Genomic DNA, 20,452 nt, shown 5'->3' with positions numbered 1-20,452 from the left:
CATGAAGTCAATAAATGTCAAAATATATCGGCAGGTGAGAAAATTTGAAACCCATCCTTAAAGTAAATGATCTCCACATCTCTTTTTATTCACGGGAAGAAGAATTTGAGGCCGTTCGTGGAGTTAATTTTGATGTGCATAAAGGGGAAACAGTCGGAATTGTTGGGGAATCAGGTAGTGGGAAAAGTGTCACAGCCCGTACAATTATGCGCTTATTACCCTCTCCCCCATCTCATATAAAAAAAGGTGAAGTCTTTTTTCTTGGAGAAAATTTAGCCAATAAAACAGAAAAAGAAATGGAACATATCCGTGGTCGTGATATCGGGATGATCTTTCAAGATCCCATGACATCCCTTAATCCGACGATCCGAATTGGCAAGCAGATTTCGGAAAGCTTAATCAAGCATCAGAAGCTCTTAAAGAAACAAGCGAAAGCTGAAGCGATTGAAATGTTGAAATTGGTTGGCATTCCAAATAGTGAAATGCGTTATCAACAATATCCGCATGAATTTTCCGGAGGGATGAGACAAAGAGTGATGATTGCGATTGCCCTTGCTTGCCGCCCTACCTTATTAATTGCGGATGAACCGACAACCGCTTTAGATGTCACCATTCAAGCGCAAATTCTTAACCTTATGAAAGATATCCAAAAACGACTTGGCACTTCAATTATCCTAATTACTCACGATCTTGGCGTTGTTGCTGGAATGTGTGATCGTGTTGTCGTTATGAAGAAAGGTGAAGTGGTGGAAACAGGGACAACAGAAGAAATCTTTGCTGCACCTAAACACCCTTATACACAAAAGCTTTTAAATGCCCTACCTCGATTAGATGAGAAAAAGAAACCAAAGCGAACACCACTTGTCATACCTAGTAAAGACTCATCTATACCTTTACTTGATGTCCGCTCACTTAAACAATATTTTGACATCGGCAAGGGAAATACGCTTAAAGCAGTCGATGATATTAGCTTTCAAATCCATCCAGGAGAAACATTAGGATTAGTGGGAGAATCAGGTTCGGGAAAATCGACAACAGGAAGAACGATCTTACGTCTGTATGAACCGACAGATGGAGATGTCTTATATCAGGGAATGGCTATCAATCGTTTTTCCAAGCAAGAAATGAAAATGATGCGTCGGCATATGCAGATGATTTTTCAAGATCCTTATTCATCGTTAAATCCGCGTTTCAAAGTATTAGATATCATTGGGGAAGCCATGGATATTCACCAGATTACGAACAGCAAAACTGAAAGAAAACGGAAAGTGGAAGAATTACTTGACATGGTCGGGCTTGAATCTTCCCATGCTCAGCGATATCCACATGAATTTTCTGGTGGGCAACGGCAAAGAATCGGGATTGCTCGTGCATTGGCTGTTGACCCAAGATTTATTGTCTGTGATGAACCTTTGTCTGCTTTAGATGTATCGATCCAATCTCAAGTTGTGGATCTATTAGAAGATTTACAGCACCGACTAGGTTTAACCTATTTATTTATTGCTCATGATTTATCGATGGTCAAGCATATTAGTGATCGCGTAGCAGTTATGAATGCAGGTAGAATCGTTGAATTAGCTGAAAGTGAGGAATTGTATAGCAATCCGCAGCATGAATATACAAAGTCGCTTCTTTCAGCCATTCCCATTCCAGATCCAAAGGTTGAAGTCAAAAAGAAAAGAACCCTTATGACTGAACAGAACGTAGTGGATAAATACAATCTAAGGAATTCTGAATTAGTAGAAGTAGCAAAAGGGCATTGGGTCGCAATGTCAAAGTGAGAAAAACACAAGCGCCCTAGTCAACTTATATCAGTATGGCTATATTTTATACCCTTATATTATAAGGAAAATCGAAGTATCATCTTTCTAGCACAATGATTCGACTTTTTTATCTTTTGTTTTTTTATGAAAGAATTTATTAACTATATCGACATATTTCCCGAGAAATATATTAATAAGAGAGACTGCCGATTGTCGAAAAATATCAACTTTGGGCAGTCTCTTTTGTAGTCTCATTCACTTTATCTAATTAAATCTTTAACTGTTGGGTAATAACCCTTTCATCTGTTCTATCAACAGTTTTGCAACATGTTCTTCTGCTGATTCTGCCATAAACCGAATCAATGGCTCCGTTCCCGAAAAGCGAATCCCTAGCCAATCTCCATTTTCAAAGACTAACTTTAATCCATCCATTTGATTTATTTCTTTTATTGCTTGACCTGCCATCTCTTGAGGCTGAAATTCACTCGCTAAAAAGTCTAGAATCCTTTGTTTCTTGCCTTCCATATAGGCCATATTGTCTTCCACGTAGTGAAATTCACCAAACTTAACAACTAATTCTTGACGAATTTCTTTTAAGTTTTTCCCTGTATTAGCCATCATTTCTAAAATTAATCCTGCAGATAAAATCCCATCCTTCTCCAAAAGATGATCCCGAATGGTAATTCCTCCTGAACTCTCTCCGCCGATAACAGCATCTGATTCAAGCAGCCCTTCAGCAATATATTTAAATCCTACTGGTTTTTCGATACATTTTTGACCATAATGAGCTGCAATCGCATCTAAGAGATGAGTAGTTGAAACATTTCGAACGACTGCGCCAGGCTTCTTCTTATATTCAAGAAAATAATAGTATAAAATGGAGAGAATCTCATTCGGATGCATATATTTCCCTTCATTATCAATCACAGCAATCCGATCCGCATCCCCGTCTGTTGCCAATCCAATATCAAAGTCGCCTTCCCGCATCATAGATGAGATTCTCCATAATGTTTCTTTACTTGGAGCAGGTACTCTCCCTCCAAATAACGGATCAATCCGGTCATGAATCATTTTGAAGTTGCTACGGATATCCACTAGTAGAGTCAAAACAGAAGTGACACCAGTTCCATACATCGGGTCATAAATCACGTTTAAGCCTGTCTTTTTGAGAATATCCATGTCCAATTTTTCCTCAATAAACTCAACGAATTCATGATGATAATCAACACGTTTAATCCATTGTTCATGAATGGCTAGCTCATAATCTACTCTTTGAACAGCTTCTATTTGTATTTGATTGATAAGCTGTTCTAATTCTGTTGTTACAGCAACAGTAGCAGGGCTCCCGTTCTCGCCGACAAATTTTATTCCATTGTACATATAAGAATTATGACTAGCCGTAAATGTCATACCAGCCGCTGTTTTCTGCATTTTTGTCACATATGTTACAAGTGGCGTTGGTACAGACTTTGCCAACAACAAAACATGAATCTGGTTGGCGGCAAATACTTCAGCCGCTGCCTTCGCATATTCCTCTGACATAAAACGATTATCAAAGCCAATGACAATACCTTGCGATTGTTTCTGTTCATTAATGATCTTTCTTGCAATCCCTTGCGAAAAGATCCTTACATTATCAAAAGTAAAGTTTTCCCCGATAATATCACGCCAACCGCCAGTTCCGAATTGAATCATTTTAGCCTCTTCCTTTCATAATAGATGGTCACCCATTTCTTGAATTCCATAAGCTCCAGGTGTAAACCGCTTACATAAACATGTAACTATTTTAAGAGAATTTCCATTCTATCAACACAATTTTATGTTGTCAATTAAGACGTGAAGCTGTTCCCTCCCTTTGTCCCACACTAGGGTGAGACAAAGAAAATAGTATCTTAGCATAAAACCTAAAGTTCTAGTCTATAAGATAGACTATCTTAATGCTCAAATAGATGGAATTTTATGTAAAAATTACAGTTATTAATTGAATTCTAGGGTTTTAATCAGTATACTCATAATTAAACAAATAAAAATGAGGTAGTGCAAATGCCAGATAGAGAGGAATACCTAATTTTCATCAGAGAACTAGGACGTTTGCTGGAGGAATATTATCAATCTCCTGAATCTATAAAGCCATTCATTTTAAATGACATTAAACTTCTTGGCGAAGTGCTTAACCTTCATTAACCCGTGATCTTCGCCCTATAATAATTTCTACCCCGTATGCGTTTTTCATCCATCGTTCATCATTGTTGATACTGTTTATTTTTCTTTGTCCTTTATTTATGAAAAGAGTGTGAAACTTCCTTCTGTATGTATGTTTACTAATGAATGATGTGGTAGACTATTTGTTGTAACTAAAGCATAAACGGCTATTTGAAGTGGACGAGATTGCCCTCGTTTTCTAATTGTTTGTGCTGAGGGTATTTACAATATCATAATGGAGTGTACAATCGAATGACACAAAACACGACTAAATCTCAATTTAGCTCTAAAAAACGAAATTATAAGCCCGCTATTATTATTATTTCCACGGTTTTAATTGGGATCATTGGAGTTCTTTCTGGATTACCGGGTGTAGAGGATTTTGACGCTTTTGACGTGACTTTACTTCCGCTATTTAATGCGATATTTAACAGTTTCACTTTTATCTTTTTAATAGGTGCTTTCATTGCTATACGCAAGCGCAATATTACCGTTCATCGTCGCTTTATTTATTCAGCCTTTATGACAACAACTTTATTTCTAATCACATATGTGGCTTTTCATTATTTATCACCTTCCACTTCCTATGGTGGAACAGGCTTTATGGCAGGCTTGTATTACTTCCTACTTATTACCCATATTGTATTGGCCGCTGCTATTGTACCACTTGCCTTAACAACAGTAGCTCGTGCATGGAATTTGGAAAATGCCCGCCATCGAAAAATTGCCCGTTGGACCATGCCGATTTGGCTATATGTTAGTCTGACTGGCGTGCTCGTATATATAATGATTTCCCCGTATTATTAAATCGGAAAGAGAGTTCTCACCATACAAAAATGAGGGCTCTCCTTTTTGTATGCCTTTTAATCTAAGTTTTCCAATCGTGTTTATTATAATTGGAGTATAAACATTACTACTATTTGGAAGTAAGCCTAAAATCTAGTATTATGGTCATAAATCCTTTAAGATTTTACATATGTTGGAAAGCGAATTCCAACTAAAACAATCAGCTTTTTGAAATTTAATCAACACAAGCAACCATTCATAAGTAGAACATAAAATATAGGTATATAATTCATATTCAATCTGGAAGGTGCGTTAAATCATGGACAAAAGCTTAAACACTGCTCGCTACTTAGATGTTATGGGTAATTATCCAACGGGTGTCACGGTTGTTACGACAACGCATGAAAACACTCCTCTTGGTTTAACTGTCAATTCATTCGCCTCTGTTTCATTGGATCCTTTACTGGTTCTTTGGTCAATCGATAAACAGGTTTCGTCCTATCCTGTTTTTACACAAGCGGATCATTTTGCGATAAATGTGCTAGCAAATGATCAGGCTGATATTTGTTCTTTATTTGCTCGTAAGGATATAGATCGCTTTAATCAATGTGAATGGGAATTTTCTAAAATGAAGCTCCCCATCCTTTCAGGGACTGCAGGGGTTTTAGAATGTAAAACCTTTAAAACAATAGAAGCTGGAGATCATACGATTCTTATTGGGGAAGTCGTAGATATTTTAAGCACAAATAAAAAACCGCTTTTATATCATCAACGAAAAATGGGCGAAATCCCAGAGGAGTTTTATCAATAAGTGAAGCTCCATTCTGGAGGGCTTACAGCTAGCTAATTCTGAGCGCAAGCACTCGCCTATCGGCGACAAGCAAATAACCTGAGCCAAAGAATGGCGTTCTTTTTCCTTTCTTTGGCTCAAGTTCAAGTAGAACATCGGTGAAGAGCCATCATTGAACCTCTAATTTTTCATTTTATCCATTAAAAGTCGTAATGTTTCTTCAAGCCCTTTTTTGAAGGGGGTTGCTGGTATAGGACCGATACGTTGTTCATATTTTTCCCCACTCAAAACAAATCCTTCTTTGGTAAGGTACATAATCTCAACCACTTCTCTCATAAACGGATCAAACAACCCAATTATACGAATAGCACTTTTATTTAAAGGGATGACCCGCTTTTGATTACCAGTTACCTTACGAGCTATCTGAATAATGTCCTTACCTGCTATCAATCCTGCGCCAGGTATATTCCAATTTTCTCCATAAGAATCGTCATTTTCAGCTATGTTTATAATCATCTTAGCTGCATCTGGCAAATATACATATTCTCTAGGTGTATTTGTATTCCCAATAAAAATAGAAACCTTATGGGCAGCCATCCCATCCAATGTCGGCTGTAAATAGGAATTCTGGGAAGTAGCACCATAATAATCCGGCAATCTTACAATTAATGCTTTTGCATTCTCCCATTTGTTACTAAATATTAATTTCTCAAATTCAACTCGTAATTTACCTTTTTTCGTGTGTGGCTGTTGTGGATGATTTTCATCTCCCTTTGCAACTTGATGCCCATAAACATAGATACCATCTATAATTACGATCTTCTTTTTCAGAGTATCTGCTGCTTTCATTACACTCTCTCCAAGTATATGAAGCTTTCCCTCCATCTCTTGATATTTAACGTTGGCACATTGAAATATAATATCCGCATCTTTTGCAGCGGTAATAATAGACTGGTAATCAAATATATCGCCCAGTTTATATGACAACAGCTGATCAAAATTGTGATCCTCCATTAATGTTTTCAATTTACTTTCAGAACGCCCGAAAGCAATGACCTCTATCTGTCTCTTCAGTAATTCCGAAACAATAACCTGGCCTGTTCCACCAGTTGCTCCTAAGACAATTGCAGTTTTCATAATCTCACTCCTTTTTATTTAGTGATCAATCAATAAATAATTGTGAATGGAAAGGGGCTGGGACAAAATTGTTCTCTCCAAAGAAACAACGAACTAATAGGGTGCATATACCTCCGCTCCGGAAATATACTTCGCTAAGGTAATACATTGTTCGTCTTGAGAGCTTAACATTTTAGTTTTGTCCCAGCCTCTTATTAACCGTCAATAAGTTCAGGTAAATCTATGAAAAAGGAAATATTACAGAGTATGCCTCTTGCCAAAAAAGTCGTTACTTCTCTATTAGCATTTGGAATTCCTGCAGCCTGAAACCTTTCTAGTGTGTAATTTCTAATACGTGATAAGCCTTTCCTTATAGATTGTTGTACTGCCTCTTCCGTTACTGAAAAACCGATAACCTGTAACGAAACTTCATTAGGATTTGATTCAGATAACTCTTCATATGCGGCAATCATTTTGGTGACCAAAGATTCTTGGCTGGCCTCTACATTTTCAAAGGTTTGCAGGATTCGGTCAAATGCTCTATCTAAAGCTGCGATAAACAGCTCTTCTTTTGTTTTAAAGAATTTAAAGACATAAGGTTGAGATATGCCCGCTTTTTCTGCAATGAGTGCGGTGGTTGTATTGTAATAACCTCTTTTCGCAAAAACTTCCAACCCCGCCTCAAGAATATCTTCTTTACGATTTTCCTTTTTTGGCCTAACCATACGTAAACACCTGCTTATAGTTAATTATTGATTGATCAATTACATAATAACCGACTTTATTCTGGAATGCAAGGGCATCGCTTCAAACAATCTGATTATCTCAAAATTGTTGTATTCTGGCCTCTTCGTTGTTGAAGACCTATTAGATAGCTCCATTTCAACTATTTTCATTTCCCTCTTTTTCCAATTATAGTAAAATACCTTTGAAGGAGAAGAAGGATTTTTTCCATGACGACAATTGGAATTGATTTAGGTACGACCAATAGTTTAGTTGCATATTGGGATCAAGATAAGCCTCGTCCCATTCCCAACGTGTTAGATCAATATCTGACTCCCTCAGAGAAATACTAATTGGGCAGGTTGCAAAGGAAAGACTTGTTACACATCCTGAGCAGACAACAGCCATCTTTAAACGATTTATGGGAACAGATAAAGTCTACTCACTAGCTTCCCACCATTTTTCTTCAGAGGAGCTTTCATCCTTTGTTATCAAATCACTAAAGGCTGATGCAGAGACCTATTTACAAGAATCCATCACAAATGCTGTAATCAGTGTTCCTGCTTATTTCAATGATACGCAACGAAAGGCAACCAAAAGGGCAGCTGAATTAGCTGGTCTGGAAGTGGATAGATTAATTAGTGAGCCTACTGCAGCTGCTCTTGCCTATGGGTTAAACCAAAAAGAACCCGAGACAAAATTTTTAGTTTTTGATTTAGGTGGAGGGACGTTCGATGTCTCTATCCTCGAATTATTTGAGGGGATTATCGAGGTACAATCAATCGCAGGCGATAATTATTTGGGTGGGGAAGACTTTACAAAGCTGTTAATCTCCCATTTTATTGAACGGCATCAATTAGAGCAAGATCACTTAGATCCAAAGACAAAATCACTACTCAATACGCAAGCGGAACGCTGCAAACTTTCACTTTGTGAATCTTTAATCGGGACAATGAGCGTCACTATTAATGGAGAAACTTTTGAAACAAAGATCAAAAAAGCAGAGTTTGAAAAACTTTCGCAACAGCTACTTCTACGACTTCGTTATCCCATTGAACATGCTTTTTGCGGCAGTTGATTGGGCCTGGGCTATCTATGTCGAGTTGGAAGGAGACTCGGGTATTTAACGAAAGATGAGGCAAAAGCACTGATGATCAAAGCTGCCCAACTCTCGCAAGAGTCTTATTCAACTTGGAATGAATATTTTACTGCCTTTCATTTAGGCAACTATTTTAAAGCCGAGGACAGCAATCATAATCATTATGCTAAATATGGATTATCTGCGATTTTTGGTTTATTAGGTGGTACTAAATCACCGTTATTAAAGATAAAATGGAAGAACAATTTAGTGGACAACTAAAAAAAGCTGGGACATAAGTAAAACGTTAAACTTCAAGAACGAACGATGCATTATCTTAGCAGAGGAATATCCATAGACTTCTGAGAGAAGTGAGGCTTGCCACTCGCCCTCGGAAAGCAAAGTATATTCCCGGAGCGAGGGCATATGCATCCTTATCATTCGTTTTCTCTTTGGTGAAAATACTTATGTCTCAGCCTCTTCTATTTTTTTATCCCTTTTCCCACTCATTTACCAGCTCTTGTACCTGCTGTTGAAGGGTATCTTTTGCTTCGGGCGCAATATCTTTTTGCATTTGTTGCTTGTCTAATGTATCTAAGCACTTTTTCAAAAACTTAATCGCTTGTTTTTTATGTTCTTTTTGCTTATGATGCTCTGCCTGTCTTAATGTGTTGGCTAATTGATTACTTAGTGGCTTTCTGACTTTATTATCCGCAATGAATTCATCAAGAAGTATACGGACGTCACCAATACTCACTGTTTCCTCTTGCATCCCGGTAGAGAAGCTCCACATTGTAGATCTTGCTTTTTCTCCTTCTTCATTCTCAATCGTTGTGTACCAATAATAAGTCTTATTTTCGTCCAAATTATTCCATGGAACGGTTAGCAACTCATCATCTACAAACCTTTTACTGACTGTATCGATCTTTTGATCTACATAGGCATTGATCGCTAAATAGTTTGTTGATACACGCTTCGTCATTGGCTCTAAATCAAGTTCCAGGGTGTATGGTGGAAATAAGTCATAGTCATCGAGTGTTGGTGAATACGTATTGACATAGATTTTATCCCTTTCCATGTCTATATTCATCACATTCATATATCCATCACCGCCGCGATTCGCATCTTGGAAATTCCCCAATAATTGATGAACAACCCGATTAGGCGTCCCATCCTCATTATCATCCACTTCAGTCGATAACACTCGAATAGGTTGAGAAGCGTTTTTCAGGAGCACTTCACTTCCATGATAATGGCCACCAAGGACGAGCTTTACATTTTCATTTGGTAACACTACATCTTGGTAAATACGTTCTCCAATATTTGAACGTTCTCCATTCCCATTCAAATATTCATGAAAATTTAAAACAGCAAAACGATCAGGATATTGCGCTAACACATCATTCATCCACTTAATCCCATTCTCATCTGGTTGCCATCCCATATAGACCATTATATAATCCATACCATGTGAAGAAATTAAATCATAATGCCCACGGTTATTTTGATAAGAACCGCCATAGTATGGTTGATGTAGGAATCGATCTTCTCCAAAATAAGTATAGTAATTTGTATAATCAAATTTTGGACGTAATTGAATATCATGATTTCCCGCTAAAACACCATACGGGACATCTGCGTCCTCTAATATCTTCATATATTGATCAGCAAATTCCCATTGATACATTTGATTATAGGTATTAACAATATCTCCTGTATGGAAGACATATTCAATATTCAGCTCATCTTTTTTGTCTGCAATCCAATTCACCTGCGATTCATACAGTTCTGGGAATACTTCTGTGTAAAATTGCGTATCAGATAACCAGACAAAACTGTAGTCATACTCCTCTCTTGGTGGAATTTCATCCTGTACAAGCACATTGATGACTCCATCATGTACATAATTCTCTATACGCACTTCCCCTTTTAAAGAAAAGTTTTCTTCGGAATCCGCAACAAGGAAATCGACAATCTCCCATTTACTCGAATCGAAATTCCAAGCATACATCGTTACTTTTCTTCCCTCAAGGGAGGAACCTTGCCACACGATCTCCACTTCGTTTTGTTGTAACGAAACCTCATCTAACGGGATCTCAAAGCGATGGTATGGGAATTCGCCTTCAGCATCTGTTGTAATTTTCCCATCCTTCGAATCTCGTAATATTTCATATTCTTCCTCAGTGAACTCCGTTTCTCCAGCAGGTACTCTTTCTGCCGGTGGTTCCGTATCCACCGCGTTTTTGTATATTTTCATTTGCTGATCCTGGGCAGTGTTTATCGATAAGCCTTCATAAAAATGTACACCTAACATCGCTTCTTCTTCATTAGGGATCGTGACACTTAAGTCTATATCTGTCTCTAAATCCGCTGCATGATTTTCTGGTGATTGAAGATTAGCAGGTTCTACTATCTTCTCTTTTTCTAAAGTGAAGGTCTCTGTTTTCGTCTGATTGAAACCATTTGATGCAACAAAGTAATATTGAAGATCATCATTTCCAAATTCAATTGTAGATTGAAATACCCCTGTCTCTTCATCACTTGTTAATGAAACAGATTGAAAATCTGCTTCCTCGGCCTCTTTATAGAACAACTTCACATCCGCAACTAAAAAATCATCCTCTACTGTTGCTCTGATATCCACCTTTTCCCCTGGTTGAGCACTTTCTAACTCGGTTTGATTTTGGATGATTGGTTCAGTGTTTGAATCAATAGATTGTAATTCTCTTGGAATTAAATCTGCTTCCACTGTTCCTGGTGTAGCAGGTTCATTGTCACGAACTTTAATTAGTTCATTTGAACCGATTGGGAAATGATAGAAGATCCCCATATTCTCGTACACATCATTTGTTGCTTTATTATAGCCTGCTACCGCGATCTCATCATTAGTATTAGTTGAAATGACTAGATCACGTTCAGCCCCGTTTGCCATCCCTCCACCAGCAGGTGCTTTGACAATATCGACATTTTCCTCTAAATCCGTTCCATAATTTTCATTAAAATCAGCTACCGTTACTTCATCATTTTTCCCATTTTCCACCCAAAGAACAAGAGGGCTTCCTGGTTCAATCATAATATCTGTCAATCCTTCAAACCAAACAGCTTCTGAGCCTGTTGGATATCGGTAAATAATATGAAAGTCTCCGAAATTTAATGGCTGATTCGTATTATTATAGACTTCGATAAATTCATACGCATCCGCTCCATTTAAGTTTGAAGAGTCTGGAACTACCTCAGTAATGAATAATGGTGGTATCTGATTATTCTCTGCTTCCGTAATGGTGATAGAATGTTTATCCGTTGACGTTTGCTTAAACCCATTAGAAGCCTCTAAATAATATTCTATCTCCTCCTTATCAATTAAATGTTGGATAGGAATCTGGTGACGATAGGTCCCTTGTTCATCCTTTTCTAATTGAAGAGAATGATATTCCTTGTCTTCTTTCCCTTTATAAAATAAGGTCATAGTTGTGATAAGAAAATCATCCTCAGCTTCAGCAACTACTTGAACATGATCAATCGGTTGTTGAGACTTTGTCTGATTTTCCACCCGAGGAGCTTGTTCAGGGTCAATTATCACAGGATTCTCAGGTACTAACTCACTCTCAACAATTCCAGGAGTACCCAATTTCTCAGCTGCACTCACCTTTACCATCTGATTAGAACCATCTTGCGGATACTGATAGAAAATCCCTAAATTTTCCGCAACATCAAAAGTAGCTTTATTATATTGAGCAACAGCTACTTCCTCTCCTGTGTTGGTTCGAATAATAATATCTCGCATTCTTTGATTGGCCATTCCACCTGGCATTTTTACAATATTTTCGTTTTCAATTAAATCACTGCCATAAACTTCATTAAAATCTGCGACTGGCGTATCCTTATTTCCACTATTTTCAATCCATAACACGAGAGCCTTCCCAGGCTCAATCTGAATTTCTCTCTTATTTGGCGTCCAAACTGCATCATCTTCGGGTCCTACAGGATACCGATAAATAATTTGATAATCCGCAAAGTCTATTACTTGATTGGTATTGTTGTAAACCTCAATAAACTCAAAGCCGTCGACAGAATTAACACGGGTAGATTGAGGAACAATTTCTGTAATTAATAACGGCGGGGCTGTATTCTCATTAACTTTTTTTTCAGAATCCTCTGCGTGAGCTGTTCTATGTAAGGCAAATGTAGAGAACAGCATAACAGTAACGAGCAACATAGATAGAACGCGACTTATATTCCTTTTAGTCGGAAAATAACTCTTCATCTAACCTCTCCCTCATATAATAAATTGAATAACTCGCACAAGCCTCCTCCCATATAAATAAATTGAATAACGCCTATTATAGATAGCGTTTTCATATCTGAATTTTCACTTTATCCAATTTTTGGTAATTAGTCAATGGACTTGATTTAATTTTTAATGTGCATTCTATTCTTATGAATAAGATAATTTATCCATGTTTTTCCTAAAACTCTTGGCAAAAGTGTTATAATTTAACTGTACAAATAATTTCATTTTTAAGCGGTTTGCTAAGGAGGACGATGATTTGAAAGCAAAGTTTGCGCGATCCATTGCAGCTGATTGGGTTTATACACAGGCTCAGCATGAACAAGGATATGGAGGGGCTTATTTTAGTGGTTCCATCATTGGACTATCTGATCAAACAGATTTAGATCCCTCTTCTGATGTAGATATTGTGGTTGTGACTGAAAAAGAAGAACCTCCTCTTAAACTAGGGAAATTCATTTACAAAGACGTTTTATTAGAGATCACTTATTTAACTTGGAAGCAATTGGCCACGGCTGAGGAAGTTCTCACCTCCTATCACCTAGCGGGCAGCTTTCGTGTCGATACAATTATCGATGATCCAACAGGGCGTTTACGAGTTCTACAAAAGGCGGTTTCCCAACGCTTTTATCAGTTGGAATGGGTGAAGAGTAGATGTCTAAATGCCCGGCAAAAGGTAGAGAATGGCCTAAGCTCCATAGATAGAAAAGCCCCTTTTCATGAACAAGTGACCTCTTGGCTATTTCCAACAGGCGTCATGACTCATATTATTCTTGTTGCTGCACTAAAAAATCCGACTGTTAGAAAGCGTTATCTTGCAACTAGAGAAGTATTAATCCAATATGGACATGAAACTCTTTATAATGATTTATTGTCCTTATTAGGCTGTGCTCACTTGCAGCCTCAACAAGTACAAAAGCAGTTGACTGCGCTTAGTCAAACATTCGATAAAACAGTGGAAGTGGCCAAAACGCCCTTTTTCTTTAGCTCGGATATTACCAGTATATCTCGTCCGATTGCGATTGATGGAAGCCAAGCCCTTATTGATAAAGGACACCATAAAGAAGCTGTATTTTGGATCATCGCCACCTTTGCACGCTGTCATACGATCCTTGCTATCGATGCCCCTTCCTTACATCATGAATATTTCCCCTCTTTCCAAGCAGCTGTTGGTGATTTAGGTATATTTTCCACAGTGGACCTACTCCAACGTGCTGAGACAGCCTTGCAATTTCTCCCTGGATTATGGACAGTAACGGAGGATATTTTAAATAACAATCAACAAATCCAATAAAAAAATAACTCATGGATGGTGTTTCTCCCATCCATGGGTTATTTTAAGTTAGTGCAGCTTTACTCTTCTTCATCCATATCATTATCGGATTCAGTTTGGAGATCTGCTTCACCTGAATCGTCCTCTGTTTGCTGTCCATTTGGTCCTTCTACCGTTAAGGTCTGTCCTACTTGGATATTATTAGGGTCACTAAGATTGTTCCATTCTACAAGATCGTCCTCTGTTACGCCAAATTGTGTAGCAATGCTTGTTAGTGTGTCATTTTCTTCAACTGTGTAGGTTTCTCCATCTGAGTTTGCTAATGAATCATCCGATAGCTCTAAATGCTCCCTTAATAACGTTTGGTATTTCTGAACCTCTTCTTCATCTGGGAAATAATACCAGTATTTCCCAATTTTACCTCCATCGCCTTCTTCAAATTGATATTGCTCGATATTCTTTTCTATCCCTTTATATTGTTTTTGCAGACTGACCATTTCCTTAAAGGAAAAATTTGTTTTCACTTGGTCCCCTAACTCGTTTAGCACATCATCATACTTTAATAATGAAGATAAGCTTCTTGCTTTATTTAAGATTGCTTGAATGATTTGCTTTTGCCTGATCTGGCGACCAAAGTCCCCTCGCGGATCTTCATAACGAATCCGTGAAAAAATAAGGGCTTCCTTTCCAGTCATCGTGATTTCTCCCTCTGGAAAATGATGTTTTTTATAGGTTAAATCCATATCATTCTTAACAGTCACTCCATCAAACGCATCGATAATCCCTGTAAATCCCTCCATATTCACTTCCACATAATAGTCAATTGGAATATTTAAAAATTGTTCGACCGTGTCAATGGACATTTTCGCTCCACCACGGGCATACGCATGATTAATTTTTTCCGTTGTGCCATTTCCAACGAGCTCTGTCCGTGTATCCCTGGGAATACTTAACATTTTAATTGAATTTAACTTTGGATTTACAGTTGCCACAATCATCGTATCAGATCTTCCTACATCACCATCTTCATCATCGATTCCTAAAAGTAGAACAGAAAACGGGTCTTTATCTTGAATCGACACTTCCTCTTCCCGTTTTTCAGACCTATCTACCTTCTCATGCATATTATCTAATGCTGAAGTAAAGGAAAAATAGAGATTGGCAACATAGATCCCCACTCCAATGACGAGAATCAAAAACACACTCAAGATTCCCCATATTATTTTCTTTTTTTTCTTTTGCTTTGGTTTGTTTGCTCTCATTTTTCTCTCCCCATTAAAACAGTTTTATTTTTCTTCTAGTAAAGAAAGCATTATTCGTTCCATTTCTTGCTTGGATAGAGTACTCGCATAAATCACGTTTTATAGGCCGAATTTTCACCTGCGGCGGGAACAAGCATTTTCATGCCTGTCGCACTACTATCGTTATACATCCCATAAAAAAACTGATTTCCTGTCAGTTGATAGGATTTAATCGTATCAAAGTTGCCTTCAAAAGGATCTCGATCTCCAGTTATTACTTCAGATTGTTCGATACTTATGCTGGCTTCTCCATTCATACTATACCGTGTACTCACAATCGGCTTTGGATGGCTTGATGTAATATCGGGGTCTATGACCTCTTCTTCTATATCATACCCCTCTGGAAGATAAGCTGGAGAATCCAGGGGGAAACCTATAAGAGCTTGGACTTCCTCTTTAGTATATATAAAATGGGGCATAATTTTATCCCAATAGTCAGAGATCTTTTGATCGATTTGGTCAAGTTTATTTTGCTCTTCTTTACTCATATTCATCATAGCCTCTAACGTAGACAAGCCATCTTGCTTCTTGGCTTCGTATATCTTGATCCGTTCACTTTCTAAACGAACATAATCGTTTAACTCATCTTCTGTCAAATATTTTTCCACTTGCATCTCATGAATGCGCTCTTCGTTTCCCTCTGATGTCATATGAAAGTGTTCCTCCTGTTGATAGATCATCTTTCGTTCCAATATGCGGATTCGTCGCCATGCCTGTCGTCTCCAGTCTTGTGACTTTCTCACAATGAGGCCATGCAACCAGAAGCGGAAGGAGCGCGTTGAATCATATTGCTTTATTGATCTCTGGTAAAGTCCTTCCTAACATATATTCGCCCTTCTTGTCGAAAAGGTTCATTTTTTCTGTAAAAAATATATATACTATAGAATGAAGGAAATCCTTGCAAAGAACAAGGGATATTGCAAAATTTCATTTTAATGACAATTTGGCATCGCTCTGCCCCCTAAGAGAATTATAAAGAGAATTCAGGCGCCTATTTTAATGAAAAAGCAACCTAAGAACACTGGAATCTTATAGTTTACTAGTAAAAAGCAAAAAACCCGAAATGTTCCATCACATTTCGGATTTAATCGACTTCTTATTCCGTTATCCCGCATGAACGGACAGCAATCTTCCCACTGATTGAAGTTTCACTTTATCTCTATTTGATGTTCTTCATGTTCGTGTAAATCCTCATCATCCTGAACATGGATTCTTATATGATAAACACCTGTTTCCTCAAAAGTAAATGACGAAGAGTATTCCCCTGGTGTTCCTTCTTCAGCATCAAGCCAATCATGTTCTTCGGCGTCATCTTTCCAAACTTCGTAACGAACTCTGGCATCTTTCAATGGTTCGTTTTCAAGTTGCAGATGGACAATAAAGTCTACTTCATTATCCTTTTTTACATCTTCTGGCTCCATAAAATGCATACTAAAGCCTTCCGCATGTGCTTCATGGTTATGATCTCCATGCTCATGGTCCTCTTCTTCTGCTGCTCCTTCTCCTACCGTCACAGTTTGCTTGGGCATATTGTGCATACCTCTTGCTGTCACATGCACCTGAACAGTGAATGCACCGTCATGATCAAAAGTTGTTTCAGCCTCATACGTCCCATCCTGATTATTCACAGCATCAATCATGGTGCTTTCCTCTTTTCCTCCTTCTTCCCAAATTTCAAATTGGACTTCATCCGCATCGGCGACATCTTCATCCCCTTGTGTTACCACAGCTTTTAGATCAACCTTCTCATCCACTTCAACATGTTCGGCTACTTCTAGCTGCACTTCCAGTATCGCAGGTACCTCATCATCTTGACTTTTGGCATCATTTCCACAAGCCACTAACGTTAAAAGCGCAATTCCTAGCAAGATACTTCCAATTGTTTTTTTCATATAGATTCTCCTCATTATCTTTATTTCGAATGCGGACATTTAGACCCATTCATTTTTTTATCAATCGCCGCAACAGCCTCATCAAATGGGTAAAGTTCTCCGCCAAAACCTGTTTGGAATTGGGTCGCCTGTTGGAACGATTCAAATACAAGCACTTGTGGTTCACAACAATTTAAGTTTAAATTAGTTCCCATCATAAATGTTGCCATTTTTGCACTGATAGTCGTATCCTTTAAAAAATCACGACAAATGATTTGTGATACATCTTTTTTAATATCTTTATAGCGTAGTAGTCCACAATGAGCACAGCAGGTTGTTTCAATTTTTTGGTCTACTCTGATTAATTGAACCGAAAATCTTGATTTTGCTGGCTTAAAACAATATGTACAGACATCTGGAGGTATAGATTGTTCTGGTGAAATGGAAATTCCTTTAGAAGTCTTTAACACTTTTTTCTGATCCAATAACGGTTTAATATCACGATATATCGTCATTTCTGAAACATTGAATCGTTTACTAATGTCCGATATACGCAAGCTTCCTTCTTCCTCCAGCCATATTAAAATTTGTTGCTGTCTTTCAATTGGTAGCACGCTATCTCCCCCTCCTTCTCTATTATGCCTAATCTAAATTCGTCCTGGCAAGTATACCTACGATAAAATATGTGAATATTTGTTGAAGTTTAACAAAAATAACACATCTAGGAAATTCATTCTGTTTGAATAATATGTTCGCGTATTTCAATTAAATTAAGTAACGTTGAAATTGATTAAAGATAAAAAATGTGTTGAATCGAAATTTGGCATGCTTTGTTCATTTCTAATTACCTTATGAATAGAGCAAACAATTGAAATTCCTCTTGACACAATTGCATTCTCGCTATAGGATTAATGACAAATACATAGACTATTCTTATCAATAAAGATGGAGGGATTTTTAACAAAATAGTTTCTCTAATTTTCTAAAACAATCATCTCCAAGGTAAAAAGAGTAGTAAAATGATGTGTTCAAACAGGAGGATAAAAAGGACCAAGGAGTTCGAGGCGGCGTAGCTTTGAGGAGCGGATAAGCAAGCCAACGAACTTGGGCGTGTGTGATGACTTCGACGTTTGACACAGGACGTGTCGTTGCTTAGTCGAAGATCATTTATCCCACAGTGTCATTTTTACCGGACTTTTTGAACATCCTCTAAAAGGGATTTTTCAACCTCTTCCGATATTTTGAAGGGGTTATACTTAGTTTAAAGGAGCGGGGAAAATGACAAGAACACTGGCAAAAACACCATTTCGAGCAGATATTGTAGGAAGTTTCTTACGACCACAGGTATTGAAGGATGCGCGAAAGCAATTCCAAGAAGGAGAGATAACGAAAGAAGATTTGCGTTCAATTGAAGATTCAGAGATCGCTAAGCTTGTAGAAAAGCAAAAAGAGTCTGGTTTACAAGTCGTAACAGATGGAGAGTTCCGTAGAAAATATTGGCACGCTGACTTCATTTGTGCTATTGAAGGAATTCGTACTGTAGAAGTAGAAGTTGCCGGCTTTTTCCAAGGGGAAATGAAAAAGCTTACATCATACACAGTTGCTGCTCCTTTAAAATTCCCTAAAGACCATCCATTTTTAGCTGACTTTCGCTATTTGAGTGAAGTAGCGGGTGATCATACGGCTAAGATTACCATTCCGGGTCCAAATATGATTTTTCATTCTGGTGTGCTGAATAGTGACATCTATGCAGACAACCCTCCATACCCATCCTTGGATGCTGTCGCAAAAGATATTGCAAAGGTTTATCAAGATGCAATTCAAGCCTTTTATGATGCAGGTTGTCGCTACTTGCAACTGGATGATACAAGTTGGGGCGCCTTTTTCAGTCAAGCATCACGTGAGAAGATGGAAGCTAAGGGCTGGGATGTAAATGAAGTCATGGAAAGATTTGCCGATATCACCATAGAATCGATTGCTCATAAACCAGATGATATGATGATTTCACTCCATGTTTGTCGAGGCAATTTTAAATCGGCCTGGTTATATGAGGGAGATTACGAAGCTGTTGCTAAGCCATTATTTTCTAAAGTTAACGTTGATGCTTTCTTCTTGGAATTTGATAATGAACGTTCAGGAGATTTTGATCCACTTCGCTTCATTCAGAAACAAAACGTAGTATTAGGATTAATTACGACTAAAACAGCAGAATTGGAGAATTCAGAGGAAATCAAGCAACGAGTAGCAGAAGCTGCTGAGTATGTTGATCTTGATCACCTATGTCTAAGCCCGCAATGTGGATTCGCTTCTACTGAAGAAGGAAACCTCATTACAGAAGAAGAGCAATGGGCGAAAGTACGCCATGTTGTTCAAATTGCTCATGAAATTTGGCAAGAAGAGAGATAAAAATCAAGAGGCTGGGATATAACTAAAATGTTAAGCTCCAAAGACGAATTACCTTAGCAACGGAAATATACGTAGACTCCTGCGGGAAGTGAGAGTCCGGCAAGACCCCGAAAGCCTGAGGAGGCTTTCCACTCGCCCGTGGAAAGCGAAGTATATTTCCGTAGCGAGTATATTCACCATACTAGTTCGTTTTTTTCTTTGGTGAAAACATTTTTATCCCAGCTTCTTTTTATTGCCTTTGATCATTCTATTAGTCCTCGTCTTTGTAAAAAATCAATCACTTGATTCACAGATGTTTCAATATCTTGTTGATCGTTTTCTATCACCATTTCGGGATTAACAGGTTCCTCATAAGGGGCATCAATTCCGGTAAATTCCTTGATTTCTCCAGCTCTTGCTTTTTTATACAATCCCTTAGGATCCCTTCGTTCACATTCTTCTAGACTACATTTTACAAACACCTCGATGAATTCATCAGGCCCAACCATTTCTCTCACAAGCTTTCGATCTTGCTGATAGGGGGAAATAAAAGCTGTGAAGGTGAGGATGCCCGCATCGATAAATAATTTACCCACTTCACCGATCCTGCGAATATTCTCGGAACGATCTTCTGGGCTAAAACCAAGATTTTTATTTAGACCATGGCGAATATTATCCCCATCTAATACATATGTGCTTAATCCTTGTTCATGTAATTTTTTCGCGATCGCAGCACATAATGTCGATTTTCCTGAAGCCGAGAGCCCTGTGAACCAAACAATCGCACTTTTATGACCATGCAATTGTTGTCTTTCCTGCTTTGTCACTTGTTGAGCTTGCCAAGTGATATGTTGTGATTTCACCCAGTTTTTCTCC

Annotated in this window: 16 protein-coding genes and 1 pseudogene; 8 read left to right on the top strand and 9 right to left on the bottom strand. The window is 38.0% G+C overall.

Annotated features, from left to right (window positions below; all coding sequences use genetic code 11):
• The first annotated feature begins 44 nt into the window (after positions 1–44).
• Positions 45–1,781, top strand: coding sequence for an ABC transporter ATP-binding protein (locus IPU53_RS12325; RefSeq protein WP_207451088.1), 1,737 nt, complete (start codon positions 45–47; stop codon positions 1,779–1,781).
• Positions 1,782–2,039: 258 nt separating this feature from the next.
• Here IPU53_RS12325 and IPU53_RS12320 read toward each other — a convergent pair whose 3' ends face one another.
• Positions 2,040–3,458, bottom strand: coding sequence for a phosphoglucomutase/phosphomannomutase family protein (locus tag IPU53_RS12320; RefSeq protein ID WP_207451086.1), 1,419 nt, complete (start codon positions 3,456–3,458; stop codon positions 2,040–2,042).
• A 348-nt stretch (positions 3,459–3,806) separates the two neighbouring features.
• Here IPU53_RS12320 and IPU53_RS12315 point away from each other — a divergent pair, with 348 nt between their 5' ends.
• The 3 genes from IPU53_RS12315 to IPU53_RS12305 all read left to right on the top strand — a co-directional run bounded on the left by IPU53_RS12315 (position 3,807) and on the right by IPU53_RS12305 (position 5,562).
• Positions 3,807–3,947 carry a hypothetical protein gene (locus IPU53_RS12315; RefSeq protein WP_207451084.1) on the top strand — a complete coding sequence of 47 codons (141 nt, stop codon included), beginning with the start codon at positions 3,807–3,809 and terminating at the stop codon, positions 3,945–3,947.
• A gap of 270 nt (positions 3,948–4,217) precedes the next feature.
• On the top strand, positions 4,218–4,772 hold the full coding sequence (locus tag IPU53_RS12310; protein WP_207451083.1) for a DUF420 domain-containing protein: 555 nt from the start codon (positions 4,218–4,220) through the stop codon (positions 4,770–4,772).
• A 298-nt stretch (positions 4,773–5,070) separates the two neighbouring features.
• Positions 5,071–5,562 (top strand): flavin reductase family protein, encoded by a 492-nt coding sequence (locus tag IPU53_RS12305; RefSeq protein WP_242698255.1) that lies wholly within the window; start codon positions 5,071–5,073, stop codon positions 5,560–5,562.
• A gap of 159 nt (positions 5,563–5,721) precedes the next feature.
• On the opposite strand, the gene IPU53_RS12300 is transcribed toward IPU53_RS12305, so the two are convergent.
• Together IPU53_RS12300 and IPU53_RS12295 are read right to left on the bottom strand one after the other, a co-directional pair.
• Positions 5,722–6,678: an SDR family oxidoreductase gene (locus tag IPU53_RS12300; protein ID WP_207451082.1), complete on the bottom strand. Its 957-nt coding sequence runs from the start codon at positions 6,676–6,678 to the stop codon at positions 5,722–5,724.
• Between the two features lie 194 nt (positions 6,679–6,872).
• Entirely contained in the window at positions 6,873–7,382 is a 510-nt protein-coding gene (locus IPU53_RS12295) for a TetR/AcrR family transcriptional regulator (protein WP_207451081.1), read from the bottom strand.
• A 228-nt stretch (positions 7,383–7,610) separates the two neighbouring features.
• Between IPU53_RS12295 and IPU53_RS12290 the strand changes: the two are divergent.
• Positions 7,611–8,443 (top strand): annotated as a pseudogene (locus IPU53_RS12290) (Hsp70 family protein); the annotation flags it as partial.
• Between the two features lie 87 nt (positions 8,444–8,530).
• Positions 8,531–8,740: a DUF1266 domain-containing protein gene (locus tag IPU53_RS24990; RefSeq protein ID WP_242698254.1), complete on the top strand. Its 210-nt coding sequence runs from the start codon at positions 8,531–8,533 to the stop codon at positions 8,738–8,740.
• Between the two features lie 208 nt (positions 8,741–8,948).
• On the opposite strand, the gene IPU53_RS12280 is transcribed toward IPU53_RS24990, so the two are convergent.
• Positions 8,949–12,722, bottom strand: a complete 3,774-nt coding sequence (locus IPU53_RS12280; protein ID WP_207451080.1) for an FIMAH domain-containing protein — start codon at positions 12,720–12,722, stop codon at positions 8,949–8,951.
• 283 nt (positions 12,723–13,005) lie between these two features.
• Here IPU53_RS12280 and IPU53_RS12275 point away from each other — a divergent pair, with 283 nt between their 5' ends.
• Complete coding sequence (locus IPU53_RS12275; protein WP_207451079.1) at positions 13,006–14,040, top strand: hypothetical protein; 1,035 nt, start codon at positions 13,006–13,008, stop codon at positions 14,038–14,040.
• Between the two features lie 59 nt (positions 14,041–14,099).
• Here IPU53_RS12275 and IPU53_RS12270 read toward each other — a convergent pair whose 3' ends face one another.
• From IPU53_RS12270 to IPU53_RS12255, 4 genes are all read right to left on the bottom strand, one after another.
• The gene (locus IPU53_RS12270) at positions 14,100–15,281 is read right to left on the bottom strand and encodes an LCP family glycopolymer transferase (protein ID WP_207451078.1); all 1,182 of its coding nucleotides are present in this window, start codon (positions 15,279–15,281) and stop codon (positions 14,100–14,102) included.
• A 92-nt stretch (positions 15,282–15,373) separates the two neighbouring features.
• Positions 15,374–15,970 carry a hypothetical protein gene (locus IPU53_RS12265; RefSeq protein ID WP_207451077.1) on the bottom strand — a complete coding sequence of 199 codons (597 nt, stop codon included), beginning with the start codon at positions 15,968–15,970 and terminating at the stop codon, positions 15,374–15,376.
• A 498-nt stretch (positions 15,971–16,468) separates the two neighbouring features.
• A complete protein-coding gene (locus tag IPU53_RS12260; protein ID WP_207451075.1) occupies positions 16,469–17,212 on the bottom strand; it encodes a FixH family protein in 744 nt (247 codons plus the stop codon).
• A 20-nt stretch (positions 17,213–17,232) separates the two neighbouring features.
• The gene (locus IPU53_RS12255; protein ID WP_207451073.1) at positions 17,233–17,805 is read right to left on the bottom strand and encodes a DeoR family transcriptional regulator; all 573 of its coding nucleotides are present in this window, start codon (positions 17,803–17,805) and stop codon (positions 17,233–17,235) included.
• 664 nt (positions 17,806–18,469) lie between these two features.
• On the opposite strand from IPU53_RS12255, the gene IPU53_RS12250 reads away from it, so the two are divergent.
• Positions 18,470–19,597 (top strand): 5-methyltetrahydropteroyltriglutamate--homocysteine S-methyltransferase, encoded by a 1,128-nt coding sequence (locus tag IPU53_RS12250; protein WP_207451071.1) that lies wholly within the window; start codon positions 18,470–18,472, stop codon positions 19,595–19,597.
• A 242-nt stretch (positions 19,598–19,839) separates the two neighbouring features.
• Here the strand turns inward: IPU53_RS12250 and cysC are convergent, their stop codons facing one another.
• Positions 19,840–20,439 carry an adenylyl-sulfate kinase gene (gene cysC, locus IPU53_RS12245; protein ID WP_207451069.1) on the bottom strand — a complete coding sequence of 200 codons (600 nt, stop codon included), beginning with the start codon at positions 20,437–20,439 and terminating at the stop codon, positions 19,840–19,842.
• Positions 20,440–20,452 lie beyond the last annotated feature (13 nt).

Origin of the sequence: Bacillus sp. SD088 (assembly GCF_017355205.1) — a bacterium.
Taxonomy (GTDB): Bacteria; Bacillota; Bacilli; order Bacillales; family Bacillaceae_C; genus Lederbergia.
Note: the sequence above shows the minus strand (reverse complement) of the source record. Positions and strands in the feature narration are given on the sequence as shown.